Below are 17,937 nucleotides of genomic sequence, written 5' to 3' on the forward strand. Positions count from 1 at the left end.
CGCCCGGAGTCCGCCATGACCTCCCGCCGCCCCGCCGGCCGCCTGACGGCAGCCGTCCCGTCCGCCGTCCGCCGCGGTGTGCTCGTCGCCGCGCCGATCGCCGCCCTGCTCGGCATCACCGGCGGCGTCCTGGTGGCGACCACCGGCTCCTCCGACGCCTCGGACGTGCCGAGCCGCGGGGTGCCGGAGGCGCTCGCGGTCAAGCCGGTGCGCACCGGCGGCGAGTCCGTCGTCCAGTTCATGTCCCACCCGGACGACGACCTGTTCTTCATGAACCCCGACACCAGCCAGTCCATATCCTCCGGCCGAAGCCTCACCTCGGTGTACCTCACCGCCGGCGAGTCCGACGGCCGCAACTCCCGCCGCCAGGACCCGCGTCCGCGCGCCGACAAGGCGGCGTACGCCGAGGCCCGCCAGAACGGGATACGCGCCGCGTACGCCGAGATGGCCACCGGCGACCGCACCAGCCCCTGGGACCGCACCGCGATCACCACCGCCGGCGGCGCCCGGGCCGAGCTGGACACCCTGCGCGCCCGGCCCCAGATCAGCCTGGTCTGGCTCCAGTTGAAGGAGGCCGGCACCGTCAGCGACGACCGGCCGAACAGCCTGCGCGGCCTGTGGGACGGCAGGACCGACGCCCTCGCCTCCCAGTTGGCCGCCGGCTCACCGGTCCGCGACGACTTCGCGTACAGCCGCGAGCAGGTGATCGACACCATCGACGGGGTGCTGCGCCGCTTCCGGCCCACCTTCGTCCGGATGCTCGACCCCACCCCCGGCCTCAACGACCGCACCGGACGATTGTCGGACCACCAGGACCACATGTACGGGGCGCGGTTCGTGCAGGCCGGCCTCGCCCGGTACGCCGAGCGCCCCGGCCGCCCCGCGTTCGGGGTGCAGAACTACCTGGGCTACTCCACCGGTTCGCTGCCGCACTCGCTCGACCGCGGCACCTTCGAGGCGAAGCTGCGCACCCTCAAGACGTACGCCTGGAGCGACCACACCGACCACTGCGGGGACCCGGCCGGCTGCGGCGACCGCAAGGTGGCCGCCCGGCCCGCCGGGCGCGACTGGGCGCAGTCCGTCCGCTACGCCCGCTCCGGCTCGGCGTCCTGGGTGCAGCCCGGGGCGCGCCCCGGTGAGCTGTACGGCTTCGGCGTGCTGGACGGCCGGCTCGCCGTGTGGCACCGCCCGGACGCCGGGGCCGACTGGGCCGGCCCGGTGCTCCAGGACGGGGCCGGGCTGGACGGCGGGGTGGTGCCGGTCCGGCTGCCGGACGGCCGGCTCTCGGTCTACGGCACGCGCACCGAGCTGGGCGCGGCGGGCGGCGGCTACCGCCGAGAGGTGGCGGTGCGCACCCAGGCGTCGCCGGGCGGGCTGTTCGGCCCGTGGCGGTCGCTGGGCAGCCCGGAGCCGGGGGACGCGGCGACCGGCTCCGACATCAGCATGCCGGCCGTCGTGGTGGACCGCGCCGGCCGGGCGTCCGTCTACGTCCGCGACGGGCGGCACGCGATGAGCGTGGCCGTGCAGCGCCCCGACGGCGGCTACGGCTCCTGGCGGCCGGCCGGCGGAAAGGACCTGCACGGCGACCCGGTGGCGGCGGTGGACGCCGCCGGCCGCGGCTACGTCTTCGCCGCGACCCCCCGTACCGTCCTGGCCTGGACCACCCGTCCCCGTACCGGCGCGGCATCCGGCCCGGTGGCGACCGGCCTGCCTGCCACCACGGTGGCCCTGAGCGCCGTCCCCGACGGCCAGGACGGCGTACGGCTGTGGTTCCGGGAGCCGGTGAGCGGTGACGCCCGCTCGGCCCGGTTCGTTGGCGGCGGCCGCCCGGCGGGGCCGGTGACCGAGGTCGGCGGCGGCCGCTCCGGCCACGGCTCGGTCGTCGCCGCGCCGGACGGCGGCGGTCTGGCCCTGCGCGGCCGGCCCGGCGGTCTGTCCCTCTCCCCCGCCCCGGGCCGCCCCTGGACGGGCGGCGGCGGCCCGCTGTTCGCCGGCGCCCCCGCGACCGCCCCCGGCGGCGTCGCCGCGCTCACCCTGGACGGCCGGCTGACGTGGACCCCCTGGGCGACGGCGGCGTCGCACTGACGCCGGCCGCTGCCCCGTCCGGCCCTCCCCTCTTGCCGCCCGGCTCTCCCCGGCCTACCGTCCGGCCATGAACTGGACACTCGAAGTGGTCATGGTCCCGGTCTCCGACGTGGACCGGGCGCGGGACTTCTACGCGCAGCAGTGCGGCTTCCACGTGGACACGGACGCCGAGGTGGCGCCGGGCCTGCGGATCGTCCAGCTCACCCCGCCCGGTTCGCGCTGCTCGATCGCCCTCCAGAGCGGCCTGCCGCCGGCCCCCGGCGAGTCGGCCATGGCCCCCGGCACCCTGCACGGCCTCCAGCTCTGCGTCACGGACATCGAGGCCGCCCGCGAGGAACTCGTCTCGCGCGGCGTCGACGCGAGCCCCGTCCGCCACGTCGGCCCCGCCGGCTGGACCGAGGGCAAGGGCGAGACCTGGAACTCCTTCCTCTCCTTCACCGACCCGGACGGCAACGGCTGGACCGTCCAGGAGGCCCCGGCGGAACTCTCCGAACGCTGACCTGGCGTCACTTCCCGCCCGGTGGCGGCGCGGGCAGGGCGGCGTCGGCGATCCGGCCCAGGAGGGCGGCGAGCCGCCGGGGCATGGACAGGAACGGCGAGTGGCCGCTCGGCAGTCGGTGGACGACGTCGGCGCGCCTGGCCAGTTCGTGCTGCCGGGCGGGTTCGAGCGCCTGGTCGTGCTCGCACACGACGTAGTGCGAGGGCAGGGTCCGCCATCCGGCCGCCGTCACGGGCTCGGTGAAGGCGCGGACGCTGTGCGGGCGCAGCCTGGCGACGGCACGGCGGGCGTCGGCCTCGGGGACGTCGGCGAAGAGCATCCGGCGGGAGTCCTCGTACGGCGGGGCGAGGCCGGTGCCGTCGTCGGGCACCGGTGTTCCGAGGAACGCGGCCATGCTGTCCCCGACGTCCAGGGGGAAGCCGGCGACGTACACCACGCCCACCGCGTTCCCGGCCCCCGCGACGGCCTCGGTGGCCGGGACGCCGCCGTAGGAGTGGGCGACCACCACCACCGGGCCGTCGATGCCCCGCAGGGCCTCCCGGATGGCGTCCGCGTCGTCCCGCATGCCCGCCCGGCGGTCACGGTCGGCGGAGCCGGCGCTGGGCAGGTCGACGGCGTGGGACCGCCGGCCGTCGGCGCCCAGGGCGGCGCGTAGCGGCTCCCAGCACCAGGCTCCGTGCCATGCCCCGTGGACCAGCAGCAGGGACGGCCGGCCTGCGCCGGCGTGAGCCTGGGTGTCCACTGCGTACCTCCGTCGTCGTCGCGCCGCGGCCGACCGGCTCGGTGGCCCCGGCGCGCGTAGGGGCGGCCCCATGGGGGAACGGGCCGCCGGGCATGCTCATCGGGGGGTTGGGCTAGTAGTAGCCCTTCTCCCCGTCCAGCAGCTCCCGGATGGTGTCCAGGTGGCCGGCGTGCCGGGCGGTCTCCTCGACCATGTGCAGCACCATCCAGCGCAGGCTGGCGCGGGCGGAGGTGAAGTCGGGGTGCCTGCCCGTCGTCTCCAGCGCGTGCGCGGCGATGATCTCGTCGCTGCGCGCGCACTGCTCCGCGTACTCCGCCAGCAACTGCTCCAGCGGGACGCCCTCGGCGGGCATCAGGTCCGCGTCCTCGACTTCCTCGTCGAACGACGGGTTCACGGACGGGTCCCCGCCCAGGAACAGCACCTCGAACCAGCAGTGCTCCACCCACCGCAGGTGGGACACGATCCCGGCGACGGTCATCGACGGGGAGTCCGGCAGCACCGCCCGCCGCGCGTCCGCCTCGGACAGCCCCTCGCACTTGAAGTGCACGATGGACCGCTGGAGTTGGTACCAGCCCGTCAACTGCGTACGCTCATCCGCCTCGAACGGCGGCCGGTCCCGGGATATGGAGGTCATGCCGCCGGACGGTAACGGCCCACCGCCCGGGGCGCATCCGGATTAGCGCGCGCGTTCGGATCAGGTGTCGTCGTCGCGGCCGCGGACGGCGGTCAGGGACTGCCCCGTCCAGCGCCGGACGGCGCGGCGCAGACCGCCGGTGTCGGCGAAGCCGGCGCGCCGGGCGACGGCGTCGAGCGTCAGGTCGGTCGAGGCCAGCAGGTGGAGGGTGTTCTCCCGGCGTACGGACTGGAGTTCGTCGGACCAGGTGGTGCGGTGCTCCTCCAGGCGGCGCTGGAGGGTGCGGGGGCTGAGGGCCATGCGCTGGGCCAGCGCGCGCAGGGTCGGGGGCTCGTCGTCCGGGACGCCGCGGAGGGTGGTGCGGAACAGGTCGAGCCAGTCGCGCAGCGGGACGGCCTCGGCAAGGGACTGGTCGGCGTGGCTGCGCAGCAGGTCGGAGAGGCCGGGGGCGTGGGGCTGGGGGACGCGGAGGTCGGCGGCCCGGAAGGTGATGGAGTTCACGGGGCTGGCGAAGTCGACGACGCGGGTGCCGTAGAGCCGGGTGAGGATCCCGTGGGTCCGGGGAGCCCGGGCGGCGAGGGCCACGCGGGTGGGGACGACGGTGCGCCGGGACGCGTCGCTGACGCGCTGGGTGAAGAGCGCGAGGGAGTAGGCCCGTATCGCCGAGGCGACGTCGGCGGTGAGGTCGGCCGCGTTGACGTGGCTGATGGTGACGTGCTGCTCGGTCTCCTCGATGTGGAGCATCTCGGTGCCGGCGTCCGCCGCGGTGGGGAGGTAGCGCGCGCCGTCGCGGAGCCCTTCGAGCGGGGTCGGCGTCTGCGTGACGAGGTAGTCCCAGATGCCGAGGGCGCCGAGGGTGCTCTGCCGCGCCATGTGCGAGGCGACGTCCTGCCACGGGGCGTGCAGGACCATCAGTTCCCAGAGGCGGACGTTGGTGGACGCCGGGATGCGGTAGCGGTCGTGCGTCAGGTGCTCGGGGGCCATGCCGAGGAGGTCGGCGTACTGGGCCGGGCGTACGCCGAGCAGCCGGGCGGCCTCGGCGTTCAGCCGGGTGAAGGAAGCGGGGGTGGTCCCCGGGTGCTGCGGCACCTCGGGCGGCGCCGCACGCTCCGTCGGGCGGAGTTCCGCCGCTCCGGAATGGCGCGCCGGGCCCGCTTGGTGGCGCGTGGGGCCCTTCGCGGGGCGGCGCCCGGGGTCTAGCGTCATGTCGTGTCCTCGTGGCCTCGGATGGGGGATGTGAATGCCGGGGCCGCGCACAGGACCCCCGGGGGTGGGGTCCCGGACCATCGGTGCAACCGGTGTCCGGTCGACGCTTCGCGTCACGGCTCCACCCCCGCCCCTCCGCCGGGTCGTCGCCTGACCGAAGAGGGATGTTAACGGAGTTCACAAGTCCACTCTCGGACGCGCCTGACCGCCGCCCGGACGGTGGGCTTCCTGAGCGTGCAAAGGAACTGACTTGCGCTACATGAGACGTATCGCCACATTGAGCACGGTCGCGGCGCTGGGCGCCGCGGCGGCGGTGGCCGCCCTGACCAACCCGGCCGCCGGCGCGGGCCGCGCGGTCGCGACGGAGGGGACTCCCGGGTTCGCCGTGGAGACCTTCGGCTACCCGAACGCGGACGTCATCCTGCGGGACCAGGGCATCACGCTGAAGCGCGGGGACGGGCACATCACCCTCGCCGAGTGCGGCAGCGAGGCGGGGCTCCTTCAGATCATGCGACGCCCGGAGGACGCGGTCCCGGTCTGCTTCAAGGTGACCGGCGACTCCGGCTTCCTGACCATGGAGATCCCCTCGGTGTACGGAGTCAGGGGGAACGACTACGACACCACGGTCGACATGACGGTGGGCGCCGAGGAGAAGTCGTTCGACATCACGCCGAACCAGTGGACGCCCGTGGGCGAGACCACCGACCCGGACGCGCGCGAGCACATGCTGATCGAGATCCGGACCAGCAAGTAGTCGTCGAGCTCGTCGCCGGCCTCCGGCGACACCCGGTCCGGCCGGCACTGCCGCCGACTGCGGCCGGCGCCTGCGTCCGGTGCGGCCGGCGCTGCGCCTGACTGCGGCCGGCACTGAAGAAACGATTCTCCTCAGGCGTTCCGGGCGCGGCCGGCCCCGCCGCCGCTCCGGGTGACCCCGCTCCCGCGGCCCGCGTCGGGTTCGGGCAGCCGAAGGCGCCGCACGGGCCCGCCCCCGGCGACCTCTCCGCGCCCACCTCCCGGACCGCCACCTCCCGACCCATTCGACCGAACGAAGGTGCTCGCGTGCAGACAACCTTCTGGAGTCGTCGGCGCTTCGTCACAGTCGTGACAGCCTCCGTGGCCGCCGCGTCCACTCCCAGCTTCCTCAGCTCACCGGTGCTGGCGGCCACCCCCGCCGGCGACGGTGGCCTGCTCGACCTCCCCGACACCCCGAGGGCCAAGGCGGTCCGCGCCTACATGCTGGGCGGCAAGGCCACCCGGCCCGCCGCCGCCCTGGCCCTGAGCGGCACCGACGACGACGTCACCGCCTTCCTGACCGGAGTGCTGCCCAAGACGTCCGCGGAGGACAACCGCGTCGCGGCCTTCTCCTACCTCGCACGCGGCGGCAAGGCCATCCGCCGGGACGCGTCGGCAGCCCTGGACGGCGGCGACGGCGCCATCGCCGCGTTCGTGCGGGACGGCTACCGCGCCTCGATCACCGAGGACCTGCGTGTCGCCGCGCTCGCCGTGGTGAACACCGGCGGCAAGGCGGTCAAGCGCGACGGATCGGCCGCCGTCGACGCCGGCACGCAGTCCGCGCTGGAGGGCTTCCTGACGACGGGCCAGTACACGGCCCGTCTGGAGGACGCGCGCATCGAGGTCACGGCGAGCCTCATCGGCGCCGGGCCGGAGGTCACCAAGTACGCCGACCGCGCCCTCAGCGGCACCGCCGACGACATCCAGTGGTACCTCGACACCGGCCAGCACATCGCCCGCGCCCGGGACCAGGAGTCCGCCTCCATCGAGCAGCTCGTCGCCGTCGTCGTCCGCGAGTCCCAGCGTGCCCAGGCCAAGACGGACCTCGCGATCGAGGCGTCGGAGCGGGCCGTCTCGGCCGCGGCCAAGGCGAAGACCGCGGCCGAGACAGCGGCGGCCGAAGCCGCGCTGGGCAAGGGCGACGTCGACAAGTCCGCCGCGGCGGCGACGAAGGCGGCGACCGCCGCCCAGGGGGCGGCCTCGGCCGCCCGGACCGCGATCCGCTCCTCCAGCGCGGCCGTCGAAGCCTCACGCCGTGCCTCCTCGGCGGCCACCGCCGCCTCCCAGGCCGCCGCCAACGCCGGGTCGGCCGCCTCGCGCGCCTACAACGCGGCCATCGCCGCCTCGAAGGACGCCGCCAGGAGCGGCGAGGCCAAGAACGCCGCCGTCGCGGCCCGCAACGCGGCCGCCCAGGCGCGCAACTCGGCGGCGGCCGCCGAGCAGGCGGCCGTCGCCTCCCAGCAGGCGGCCAGCGCGGGGGCCTCCTCCGCTTCGGCCGCGCGCAACGCGGCGGCCGCCGCGGCCGCTTCCGCGCAGGCCGCCGCGGCCGCCGGCGCGGCCGGCGGGCAGGCCGCGCAGGCGAAGCAGCAGGCGCAGATCGCCAGCACCGCGGCCCAGCAGGCGACCGGCGCCGCGGCCAGGGCCCAGGACCTGGCCGGCACCGCCGCCGCCTCGGCACGGGCGTCGCGCGACGCCGCCAACTCGGCGGCCGGCCACGCGGAGAAGGCCGCCGACGCCGCGGAGGAGGCGGTCAAGTACGCCGGCCAGGGGATCGACTTCGCCAACAAGTCCACCGCCTTCGCGAACCAGGCGGTCAAGGCCGCCGACGCGGCCACCAAGGCGGTCATGGACGCGGAGGAGGTCGAGCGCAAGGCCCGCGCCGCCGAACTGGCCAACCTGGAGGAGGACAAGAAGCAGGCCGTCGAGGAGGCCCGCGCCCTGGCGAGGATCGACGCCGCCGACCGGGCGGCCGCCGCCGACCGGCGCACCCAGGCACAGCAGGCCGAGGCCGCCACCCGGGACCTGATCAGCCGGGCGGAGGCGGCCTTGCAGGCCGACGACATGAACCTCGCCACCACGCTCGGCCGCAAGGCCGCCATCGCTCTGCTGGACTCCCGGGGCACCTGGACCCGTGAGGCGGCGCAGTTCGCGCTCTCCGGCAGCGACTGGGACGTGATCTCCTGGGTCGACCTCGACCGGACGCTCGCGGAGGCCCAGGACGACCGCGAGGCGACCCTGTACCTCGCGCAGGTCTCCGACCCCGTGGTCGCCGCCGCGGCGGCCGCGGCGCTGGCCGACGGCAGCGCGCAGGCCGTGGGCGACTTCAACACCTCCGGTGTGCTGCGGGCCCGGTCCACCGAGAACCGGATCAACATCTTCCGGATCCTGAACGCCAATCCGGGCAAGGGTGTCGTCCGCGAGGGCAACAAGGCCCTCAACAGCAACACCCCCAAGGCGCTCCAGGACTTCTTCGACACCGGCCTGGAAGAGGCCGTGCGGGAGGACGACGCCGTCACCGCCACGAACCTGCTCGCCACCGGCGGGGTGTACACCCGTACGTACTCCGAGGTGGCGCTGGAGGGGCCCGGCTGGATGCGCCGCGTCCTGGTCGACCAGCTCCAGCACCGGGCGGCCGAGCTGGACCACGACTCCCTCAGCCACCAGGAGGCCATCCGGGGCGCCATCGCGGCCGCCTGGAAGGTCGCGCTGGAGGCTCAGAAGGACGCCGCGCTCGCCTCCCAGGTCGCGGCGGACGCGCGCAAGGCCGGCGAGGAGGCGCGGGAGTGGGGCGACAAGGCGGTGGCCGCCGCGAACGACGCCTCCGACTACGCCGCCCAGGCCCAGAAGAACGCCGACGCCGCGGACAAGGCCGCCTCCGACGCCAAGACGTCCGCGAACAAGGCCAAGACGGCGGCCCACACCGCCAGGACCGCCTCCCGCTCGGCCAACTACTCCGCCAACCGCGCCCTCAGCTCCGCGCGCAGCGCCGTACGGTCCTCCGCCCAGGCCCGCGGGTCCGCCAGCAGCGCCCACCGCGCGGCGGTGACGGCCGGTCAGAACGCCAGTGCCGCCGCCACCGCCGCCAGCCAGGCGCGGCAGATCACGGTGAACCTCCGCCGCCGCGAGATCGCGGAGGAGGCCAGGCGGGCCGCCGAGGAGCAGAAGAAGAACCGGGAGACCAAGCAGAACCCCGCGGACACCCCCGAGCACGACGAGGTGAAGCAGCCCGTCCCCGCCGAGGCCGGCCAGGAGGTGTTCTGGAAGGACGCGAAGTGGTGGGCCGAGATCTCGGGGGAGGTCGCCACGGCCACCGGCTACCTCGCGGCCGGCTTCGGCCTCGCCTCCCTCTTCCTGCCCGCCGCGCCGATCACGGGCACCATCGCGGCGGTCCTCGGCGGCGTCTCCCTGCTGGCCGGCGGCATCAGCGTCGTCGCGACCGGCATCGAGTACGGCTTCACCAGCAGCGAGTTCATGAACACCGCCGGCGGGACCGCCCTCAACCTCCTCACCCGCGGAGGCGGCCGGGTCCTCGGCCCGGCCGTGAAGTCCATGGCGAAGAAGGTCGGGGAGGTCGTGGACGACGTGCTCTCCCCGGTCACCGTCGAGTTCGCCCGCCGATGACGCCGTCCGCCCGCTCCTGAACCGCGCACGACCCCTTCCGCACCGCCGTGTCGGCCGCAGCGGCCGTGACGCACGCGCCGACGGTCCGCAGGACGCCGCGCGCACCCCACGCACCCTTCTCGGAGAGAACGCACATGTCACAGTCCAAGAGACGCGCCCAGTTGTCCGCCGCCGTCGCCTCCGGCGCGGTGGGCCTGAGCCTGCTCGCCTCGCCCGCCCAGGCCCTGCCGGGCCCGGACGCCCCCGCGGGCCACACCTTCGCCGCGCGCATCCTGGTCGGCGACTCCGATCGCGCCTGCACCGGCTCGCTGGTCTCCCAGCGCTGGGTCCTGACCGCCGCCTCCTGCTTCGCCGCGAACGGCCGGCCGGCGGCCGGCAAGCCCGCCGCCGCCACCACCGTCACCGTCGGGCGCACCGACCTGGCGCAGACCTCGGCCGGCGCGGTGCGCAGCGCCGTCGAGCTGGTCCCGCACCCCGACCGGGACCTCGTCCTGGTCAAGTTGAACACCGGCGTGGCCGGGGTGAAGCCGGTCGCCCTGGCGGCCGCGCCGGTCACCGCCGGCCAGGCCGTCACGGCGGCCGGCTTCGGCCGCACGAAGACCGAGTGGACCCCCACCAAGCTGCACACCGGCGCGTTCACCGCCACCGGGGACGGCACCGCGGACGTCGCGCTGACCCCGGCCGGCGACGCGGTCATCTGCCAGGGCGACGCCGGCGGCCCGGTCCTGCGCGTCAACGGCCAGGTCCAGGAACTCGTCGCCGTGGCCAGCCGGTCCTGGCAGGGCGGCTGCCTCGGCACGCCCGCCACCGAGACCCGCACCGGCGCCGTCGCCACCCGCGTCGACGACGTGCGCACCTGGATCACCCACCAGGTCACCCCCGTCCCCGGCGACATGACCGGCGACAACAAGCCCGACCTGGTCGCCGTCATGGACGACGGCAAGCTGCGGCTCTACCCGGGCACCGGTACCGGGGCGCTCGGCACGCCGGCCGTCATCGGCACCGGCGGCTGGGGCGGCGCCCAGGTGACGCACCGCGGCGACTGGACCGGTGACGGCGTGGAGGACGTCGTCGCCATCGTCGGCGGCGAGCTGCGGGTGTACGCCAACCGCGGCGACGGCACGCTGGCCGCGCCGGTCAAGATCGGCACCCTGCCCACCACCGCCAAGGTCGTCGGCATCGGCGACGCCACCCGCGACGGGCACGCGGACCTCGCCGTGAACTCCGACGACAAGCTCTGGATCTACCCGGGCGTGCCCGGCCCGACTCCCAAGCACGGTACGCCGATCCAGATCGGCACCGGCGGCTGGCGGGTCATGACCGTCACCGCCCCGGGTGACGCCAACAAGGACGGCCGCCCCGACCTGCTGGCCCGCGACACCCGTGACGGCGTCCTCTACGTCTACCTCGGCCAGCCGGGCGGCGGCGTCGGCGACCGCACCGAGTTCGGCCGCGGCTACACCACCTCGTTCCGGCCGCTGATCGCGGGCGCCGCGGACGCCAACCGCGACGGCGTCGCCGACATGTGGGCCACCGCCGGCGACGGCACGCTCAAGTTCTATAAGGGCGGAGCGGACATCCACGGGCCCATCGACGGCCCGAGCGTCCAGGTCGGCAACGGCGACTGGGACACCGTCCAGTCCATCAGCTAGCCCTCCTCGCAGATGCGCGCGCACGCCTCGCACCGTGACGTCCACGGTGCGAGGCGTGCCGCGCCCCAGGCCGCGAATCTCCCACCCGAGAGATGACATGATCCGATCACACACGAGACGGGCGCTGCCCGCCCTCCTCCTCGCCCTCAGCCTCACGGCGGCCGGCACCGCCACCGCCGCCGACCGCCCGACCGCGCCCGCACAGACACCGGGCGCCCAGGCCGCCGGCACCAGCAGAATCGTTTCAGCCCCTACGGCCCCCGCTCCCGCTCCCACCACGTCCTCACCCGTCAAGGTGACTTCCCGGGAGAGCTGCGAGCCCACGGTCGCCGGCTCCCGCGAACGCCGGGCGGGCGCCGTGAAGGCCTGCGTCACCGTGAGCGCCAAGCCGGCGCCCACCACGGCGCCGCGGTCCCGCACCGCCCAGCGTGCCGCGGCGGATTCGGCGACCTGCGACATCACCGACCCCGGGAAGTTCTGGTACAGCCGCCACGGATACTGCGCGCACGGCCTGACCGTGCTGTACACCCTCCGGGACACCAACGGCAGGACCCTCGGCACCGGGACGCTCGACGTGTCGACCAGCGCCACGCTGCCCGCCAGGGGCGACACCTGGAAAGAGCTGGTCGTGGTGACCATGACCGGTACGACCGGGTCCGTGAAGTCCCTGGACGTGCGCTTCCGAGTGAGCTGCTCGGCCGGCTGCACGGCCAGGAAGGACATGCCGTTCGTCAAGAAGACCATGGTCACGGACCAGGTCGTGAGCGGTCCCACGCAATACGAGTCCGCCCCCGCCCCCGGCGCCCAGGCCGACTTCACCACGTCGTACACCATGTACGTCTCCTCCCCCGGCGCCCAGATCACCGATGCGACCGCCTCCTGGAGCAGTCCGGAGAAGATCCGCTGCGACGACGCCGTCCGCGACCTCGCCTCCACCACCGCACCCGACCGCGGCTGCGTCATGCCGCACGTCATGCCGGTCGTCACGATGAGCGATCAGCAGACCGCGCCGGGCGCGGGCGCCGCCGCGGCCGGGTACCTCTGGGCGCAGAACAGCCTCGCCGGCGGCTGGGGACGCGCCACACCGCTGACCCGGGCCAAGAACGGGACGGCCGACCGGGCCGCCCGGAGCTGCGCGGGTTTCCAGGTCCGTACGGACCTCGTGCCGACGGACACCTGCGATTCCTTCCCCTTCTCGTCCACCCACGAGGGAGGAGCCGACGCCGCCGAGTGCGCCGAGGTCGTCCCCACGCGCGGCAGCAGCGGGTGGAACGTCCACGTGCTGAAGGACGCCGCGAACAAGCGCTGTGCGCGCGCCCACGTCCCGGACGCCGACCAGCGGGCCGCCGAGAGCCGGCTCGCCGCGGGCTACGCCGAGGAGCGCATCCTGGAGTCCGAGGCGTTCAAGGTCGAGATCTCCGGCTCGGTCACCGAGCCGCTGGCCGACTGCCGGAGCAACATGCCGTCGTCCGGGGTGCAGCAGCTCACCCACGGCTGGATCCGGAACACCACGGCCCCGGTGCCGCACACCAACAAGACCACCAGCCCGCTCGGTCCGCCCGGCGTCCGGGCCGCCCTGGCCCAGGTGTGCCTCGGCCCCGGAAAGCACGAGCAGGGCTCCCCTGCGGCAGGCGACATCACCGGCTGGCAGGACGCCCAGGAGTTCAACCGCCTCCACCCGCCCACGACCGGGCTCGCCCGGTGCCACCTCATACCGAACGTCATCGGCGGCAAGGGCAACGACAACCCCGTCGGCGCGTCCAATCTCGTCCCCTGCTGGCAGTACGGGATGAACACCGGATCGCCCAGCATGCGGTCCTACGAGGCCGTGCTCGCGAACGCGGTGGCGGAACCGTCGGCGGGCGGCATCCTCGGGCCGAACGACGCCGTCCTCTACCAGGTGACGCCCACGTATCTGGACGCCACCAGCACGATCCCCCACGGGGTCACGATCACCGGGACGATCCAGCGCGCCGACGGCACGTCGCAGCCGCTCTTCCCGGACGTCTACGTCACCAACACCAGGGGCCCCACCGGCACGCTGAACATGGGGAACTGACCGCAGCTGACACCCGCCACCGGGAGCCACGATGAGCCGTACCACCCCGCCGCGACCCTTCGACGTCGCCGCGGCCTTCCCTCGACTGGTCCCGCTGGCACGCACGGCGACCCGTCTGCATCCCCGCCCCGGGTCGCCGACGCCGTACGAGAGCTCCGTCGGCGGGCCGCTGCTGTGGCCCGCCGGCGAACCCTGGCCTTACTGCCAGGAGGAGCACGAGTGGCACGACGGCCGGGTCGACGACTGGCTGGCCGGATTCCAGCAGGGCCCGAACGCCATGCTGCCGGTGGTTCAGTTGTACGTACGCGACGCACCCCAGCTCCGGCCGCCGGCGGGGGCCGACCTGCTCCAGGTGCTGTGGTGCCCGTGCGAGCACCCGCCGGAGTACAAACCGCCGACCGCGCTGGTGTGGCGCTCCTCCACCGAGGTCGCCGACGTCCTCACGGCTCCGCCGAAGACGCAGGAGGTCGAGTACGAGGAGTACGTGCCGGTGCCGTGTGTGCTCGCGCCCGAGCAGATCACCGAGTACCCCGGCCTGCTGGCCCTGGACAAGGACTTCCAGGGGCGACTGGCGGACCGCGGCGAGTGGCTGGCGTCCGGGTCCGACGTGGACGCCGCCTACGCCGCGTACCCGGACTCCTTCTACTCGGACGAGCTGTCCCTCGCCCCCGGCTGGAAGGTCGGCGGCTGGCCGCCCTGGGGCCTCACCGACCCCGTCGTCCGGCACTGCGCCGCCTGCGGCACCGGGATGGACCCCCTGCTGACCGTCCCCTCCGGCGAATGGGACAGCAGCACCCGCGGCTGGATCCCGTACGAGGACCGGGCCGACGCCGCGCCGGGCACGGAGAACCCACCCGGCGTCGTCATCTCCCGGGGCAACCACCTTCAGCTCTACGTCTGCCCGGCGTCCCCGGACCATCCGCACGCCACCCTGATCCAGTGACCGAGACCCAGTGACCGACGAAGCCCCGGCGCCCCCTAGGACGCCGGGGCTTCGTCGTCCAGCTCGGCGCTGGACTCGCGCAGGAGGCCCTCGACGCGGGTGAAGGCGTCGGTGAGGAGGGCGACCTCGGTGGCGGAGTAGCCGGCGAAGAGGGCGGCGAGGCGCTGGTAGAAGGGGCCGTAGACGTCGCGCAGCCGGCGGGCGGCGGACTCCTCGACGGTGATGCGCAGCCTGCGGCGGTCGTCGGGGTCCGGGGCGCGGCGGACGTAGCCGGCCTTCTCCAGGCGGTTGAGGACGCCGGTGACCGCGCCGGTGGTCAGCCGGGCCTTCTCGGCGAGGTCACCGGGGGACGGGCTCTCGCCGGCCTCGACCGCCGCGATGACGAAGCCCATGCAGGTCAGGTCGGTGATGTTGAGGCCGAGCCGGCGGGCGATGTCCTGCTGGCCGGACTGCGCGGCGGCGATCATCCGGTCCATCGCCTGCTGCGCCTGTCCGGGCGTGGCCGCCGGGCGCTTCTTGTCAGCCATGCGCATTCCTCTTAGCATCTAAGTTACTTAGCTCGTGAGATAAATGATCGCGAGCCCCTCTCAGTCTGCGCGAAGGAACGCCATGGGTATGCACGGAGACGCCGACCTCGGCCACACGGTGGCGGGCTGGACCGGGACGGCGGTCGCCGCGGCGGGCTTCGCGGTGCTGGGCTCGGGGCTCATCGCCGCCTCGCCCGTCCTCCTGGCCGCCGGCGGCGCCGTCCTCGCGGCGGCCGCAGCGGTCACCTGGCTGCTGCACCTGGCCGGCTGGGGCAAGCCCTCCGGCCCCCGGCCGCCTGCCCAGCAGCCTTGGCGCACCCGCGACCACTCCGCCCGCACCGGTCACCCCGGCTGCCTCGGCTGCCGCCTCGCGGGGCGCGTCCCGAAGACGGCCCGCACGGAGATGCCCGGCGCGCGAACCGCCTTCGCGGGGACCGCCGGCGTTCCGGCCCCCGCAGCGGAGGCGGCCGATCCGGCCTGACCTGCCCTCCTACAGCACCGGCAGGTTCTTCCGCAGCTCGAAGGCGGTGACCTCGCTGCGGTACTCCTCCCACTCCTGCTTCTTGTTGCGGAGGAAGAAGTCGAAGACGTGCTCGCCGAGGGTCTCGGCGACGAGTTCGCTGCGCTCCATGAGGGAGATGGCCTCGCCGAGGTTCTGCGGGAGGGGCTCGATGCCCATGGCGCGGCGTTCGGCGTCGGAGAGGGCCCAGACGTCGTCGTCGGCGCCGGCGGGGAGTTCGTAGCCCTCCTGGATGCCCTTGAGGCCGGCGGCGAGGAGGACGGCGTAGGAGAGGTAGGGGTTGGCGCCGGAGTCGATGGAGCGGACCTCGACGCGGGCGGAGCCGGTCTTGCCGGGCTTGTACATGGGGACCCGGATGAGGGCGGAGCGGTTGTTGTGGCCCCAGCAGATGTAGGAGGGGGCCTCGCCGCCGGAGCCGGCGGTGCGGGCCGAGCCGCCCCAGATGCGCTTGTAGGAGTTGACCCACTGGTTGGTGACGGCGGAGATCTCGGCGGCGTGGCGCAGGAGGCCGGCGATGAAGGAGCGGCCGACCTTGGAGAGCTGGTACTCCGAGCCGGACTCGTAGAAGGCGTTGCGGTCGCCCTCGAAGAGCGAGAGGTGGGTGTGCATGCCGGAGCCCGGGTACTCCGAGAACGGCTTCGGCATGAAGGTGGCCTGGACGCCCTGTTCGAGGGCCACCTGCTTCATGACCAGGCGGAAGGTCATGATGTTGTCGGCGGTGGAGAGGGCGTCGGCGTAGCGGAGGTCGATCTCCTGCTGGCCCGGCGCGCCCTCGTGGTGGCTGAACTCGACGGAGATGCCCATCGACTCCAGCATGGTGATCGCCTGGCGGCGGAAGTCCATGCCGACGTTCTGCGGGGTGTGGTCGAAGTAGCCGGAGTTGTCGGCGGGGACGGGCTTGGAGCCGTCCAGGGGCTTGTTCTTGAGCAGGAAGAACTCGATCTCGGGGTGGGTGTAGAAGGTGAAGCCGAGGTCGGAGGTCTTGGCGAGGATGCGCTTGAGGACGTAGCGCGGGTCGGCGAAGGAGGGCGAGCCGTCGGGCATCAGGATGTCGCAGAACATCCGGGCGGTGCCCGGCGCCTCGGCCCGCCAGGGCAGGATCTGGAAGGTCCCCGGGTCGGGCTTGGCGATCATGTCGGACTCGTACACCCGGGCGAAGCCCTCGATGGCGGAGCCGTCGAAGCCGATGCCCTCGTCGAAGGCCTGCTCCAGCTCGGCCGGCGCGACCGCGACCGACTTGAGGAACCCCAGCACGTCGGTGAACCACAGGCGCACGAACCGGATGTCACGCTCCTCCAGCGTACGGAGCACGAATTCCTGCTGCTTGTCCATTTCCACACCCATCCTCGCTGATCAGGGCCAGCATGCCACCACACGGTTACGCGCACGTTGCGCACCCATACTGCATGGACCTGCGTGGCGCGCCCAACGTCGGCCTCGCAGACTGGGGCCATGGACCGAGGCGTGCGGATGCTGCCCGGCGTACGCACCCCGCGCTGGGTGCGGGCGCTGCCGTGGGCGTTCCTGGCGCTGCTGGTGGTGGTCCAGCTCCTCACCCCGGCCAGCCTGGAACTCGGCTTCGCGTTCGCGGTCGTGCCGCCGCTGACCTCGCTGGTGTACGGGATGCTGGGGACGGGGGCGGTGTCGGGGACGCTGGGGCTGCTGTTGCTGCTGCCGGTGATCCGGGCCGACGATGTGTCGTACCAGGACCTGATGGCGTACGGGATGATCACGCTGGCCAGCGTGGTGCTGGCGGCCCTCCGGGTGCGCCGGGACGCGCAGCTCGTGTCGGTGCGCAGCGTGGCGCAGGCCGCGCAGCTCGCGGTGCTGCCGCCGATGCCGGAGCGGGTGGGGCCGGTGCGGTGCGGGGCGCTGTACCGGGCAGCCGAGCGGGGCACCCTGGTCGGCGGCGACCTGTACGACGTGCGCTCCGGTCCGTACGGGGTGCGGGCGGTGGTGGGCGACGTGCAGGGCCACGGGCTGCGGGCGGTCGGCACGGTCGCCTCGCTGCTGGGCACCTTCCGGGAGGCGGTGCTGGACGAGCCGGACCTGGCCGGGGTGGCCCGGCGGCTGGACCGGCGGCTGACGGTGGACGCCGCCGACAGGGACGGCTCGTCGCGGCGGGGCGAGGGGGAGCTGTTCGCCACCGGGCTGCTGCTGGAGTTCCCGCCGGACGGCTCGGCGGTGCGGGTGGTGAGCTGCGGCCATCCGCCGCCGCTGGTGGTCGGACCGGGCGGCGGGGTATGCGAGGTGGCGGTGCAGCCGGGGCCGCCGTGGGGGCTGGGGCTGGCCGACTTCCGGCCGCCGCCGGCGAGCGCGGTGGAGCTGGCCCCGGGGGACGTGCTGCTCGCGCACACCGACGGGGTGACGGAGGCGCGGAACGCCGCGGGGGTGTTCTACCCGCTGGCGGACCGGGTGCGGCCGGGCCCGCCGGTGGAGCTGGTGCGGGCGGTTTGGAAGGACCTGTCGGAGTACGCGGGCGAGGTCGGCGACGACGTGGCGCTGCTGGCCCTCGAAGTGCCCGACGGGGCCGGGGGGTAGCCGGCGCCGGGGCACGGGGCGGCCGCCGCCCGGCGACGCCGGACGGGGCCGGGGGCGACCGGCCGCCGCGGGAGGTCGGGGCAGGGCCGCCCGGCGATGGAGAAACGGCGGGGGGG

Annotated in this window: 14 protein-coding genes; 9 read left to right on the forward strand and 5 right to left on the reverse strand. The window is 74.4% G+C overall.

Going from position 1 to position 17,937, the window contains the following annotated elements; genetic code table 11:
- A partial coding sequence (locus C6N75_RS11190) for a PIG-L family deacetylase (protein ID WP_322888041.1) occupies positions 1-2,085 on the forward strand: 2,085 nt, incomplete at its 5' end.
- A 67-nt stretch (positions 2,086-2,152) separates the two neighbouring features.
- Positions 2,153-2,584 carry a VOC family protein gene (locus tag C6N75_RS11195; protein ID WP_105868718.1) on the forward strand — a complete coding sequence of 144 codons (432 nt, stop codon included), beginning with the start codon at positions 2,153-2,155 and terminating at the stop codon, positions 2,582-2,584.
- A 7-nt stretch (positions 2,585-2,591) separates the two neighbouring features.
- Here the strand turns inward: C6N75_RS11195 and C6N75_RS11200 are convergent, their stop codons facing one another.
- From C6N75_RS11200 to C6N75_RS11210, 3 genes are all read right to left on the reverse strand, one after another.
- Entirely contained in the window at positions 2,592-3,326 is a 735-nt protein-coding gene (locus C6N75_RS11200) for an alpha/beta fold hydrolase (protein WP_258177348.1), read from the reverse strand.
- A gap of 112 nt (positions 3,327-3,438) precedes the next feature.
- On the reverse strand, positions 3,439-3,960 hold the full coding sequence (locus tag C6N75_RS11205; protein ID WP_105868720.1) for a DinB family protein: 522 nt from the start codon (positions 3,958-3,960) through the stop codon (positions 3,439-3,441).
- Between the two features lie 60 nt (positions 3,961-4,020).
- A complete protein-coding gene (locus tag C6N75_RS11210) occupies positions 4,021-5,049 on the reverse strand; it encodes an AraC family transcriptional regulator ligand-binding domain-containing protein (protein WP_105868721.1) in 1,029 nt (342 codons plus the stop codon).
- Positions 5,050-5,425: 376 nt separating this feature from the next.
- Here C6N75_RS11210 and C6N75_RS11215 point away from each other — a divergent pair, with 376 nt between their 5' ends.
- The 5 genes from C6N75_RS11215 (at position 5,426) to C6N75_RS11235 (ending at position 14,233) form a co-directional block, all read left to right on the forward strand.
- Positions 5,426-5,920: a hypothetical protein gene (locus tag C6N75_RS11215; RefSeq protein ID WP_258177349.1), complete on the forward strand. Its 495-nt coding sequence runs from the start codon at positions 5,426-5,428 to the stop codon at positions 5,918-5,920.
- A gap of 347 nt (positions 5,921-6,267) precedes the next feature.
- The gene (locus C6N75_RS11220; RefSeq protein ID WP_258177350.1) at positions 6,268-9,579 is read left to right on the forward strand and encodes an ALF repeat-containing protein; all 3,312 of its coding nucleotides are present in this window, start codon (positions 6,268-6,270) and stop codon (positions 9,577-9,579) included.
- A gap of 134 nt (positions 9,580-9,713) precedes the next feature.
- Positions 9,714-11,231 carry an FG-GAP-like repeat-containing protein gene (locus tag C6N75_RS11225; protein ID WP_105868723.1) on the forward strand — a complete coding sequence of 506 codons (1,518 nt, stop codon included), beginning with the start codon at positions 9,714-9,716 and terminating at the stop codon, positions 11,229-11,231.
- A gap of 97 nt (positions 11,232-11,328) precedes the next feature.
- Positions 11,329-13,290, forward strand: a complete 1,962-nt coding sequence (locus C6N75_RS11230; RefSeq protein WP_146132547.1) for a hypothetical protein — start codon at positions 11,329-11,331, stop codon at positions 13,288-13,290.
- Positions 13,291-13,321: 31 nt separating this feature from the next.
- Positions 13,322-14,233, forward strand: coding sequence for a hypothetical protein (locus tag C6N75_RS11235; RefSeq protein WP_105868725.1), 912 nt, complete (start codon positions 13,322-13,324; stop codon positions 14,231-14,233).
- A gap of 35 nt (positions 14,234-14,268) precedes the next feature.
- Here C6N75_RS11235 and C6N75_RS11240 read toward each other — a convergent pair whose 3' ends face one another.
- Positions 14,269-14,760, reverse strand: coding sequence for a MarR family winged helix-turn-helix transcriptional regulator (locus tag C6N75_RS11240; RefSeq protein ID WP_105868726.1), 492 nt, complete (start codon positions 14,758-14,760; stop codon positions 14,269-14,271).
- Between the two features lie 82 nt (positions 14,761-14,842).
- Here C6N75_RS11240 and C6N75_RS11245 point away from each other — a divergent pair, with 82 nt between their 5' ends.
- Positions 14,843-15,241, forward strand: a complete 399-nt coding sequence (locus tag C6N75_RS11245; RefSeq protein ID WP_258177351.1) for an HGxxPAAW family protein — start codon at positions 14,843-14,845, stop codon at positions 15,239-15,241.
- A gap of 9 nt (positions 15,242-15,250) precedes the next feature.
- Here C6N75_RS11245 and C6N75_RS11250 read toward each other — a convergent pair whose 3' ends face one another.
- Complete coding sequence (locus C6N75_RS11250) at positions 15,251-16,612, reverse strand: glutamine synthetase family protein (protein WP_105868727.1); 1,362 nt, start codon at positions 16,610-16,612, stop codon at positions 15,251-15,253.
- A 120-nt stretch (positions 16,613-16,732) separates the two neighbouring features.
- Here C6N75_RS11250 and C6N75_RS31980 point away from each other — a divergent pair, with 120 nt between their 5' ends.
- On the forward strand, positions 16,733-17,821 hold the full coding sequence (locus tag C6N75_RS31980; protein ID WP_105868728.1) for a PP2C family protein-serine/threonine phosphatase: 1,089 nt from the start codon (positions 16,733-16,735) through the stop codon (positions 17,819-17,821).
- Positions 17,822-17,937: the final 116 nt, after the last annotated feature.

The sequence above is a fragment of the Streptomyces solincola genome, assembly GCF_002982015.1.
Taxonomy (GTDB): Bacteria; Actinomycetota; Actinomycetes; order Streptomycetales; family Streptomycetaceae; genus Streptomyces; species Streptomyces solincola.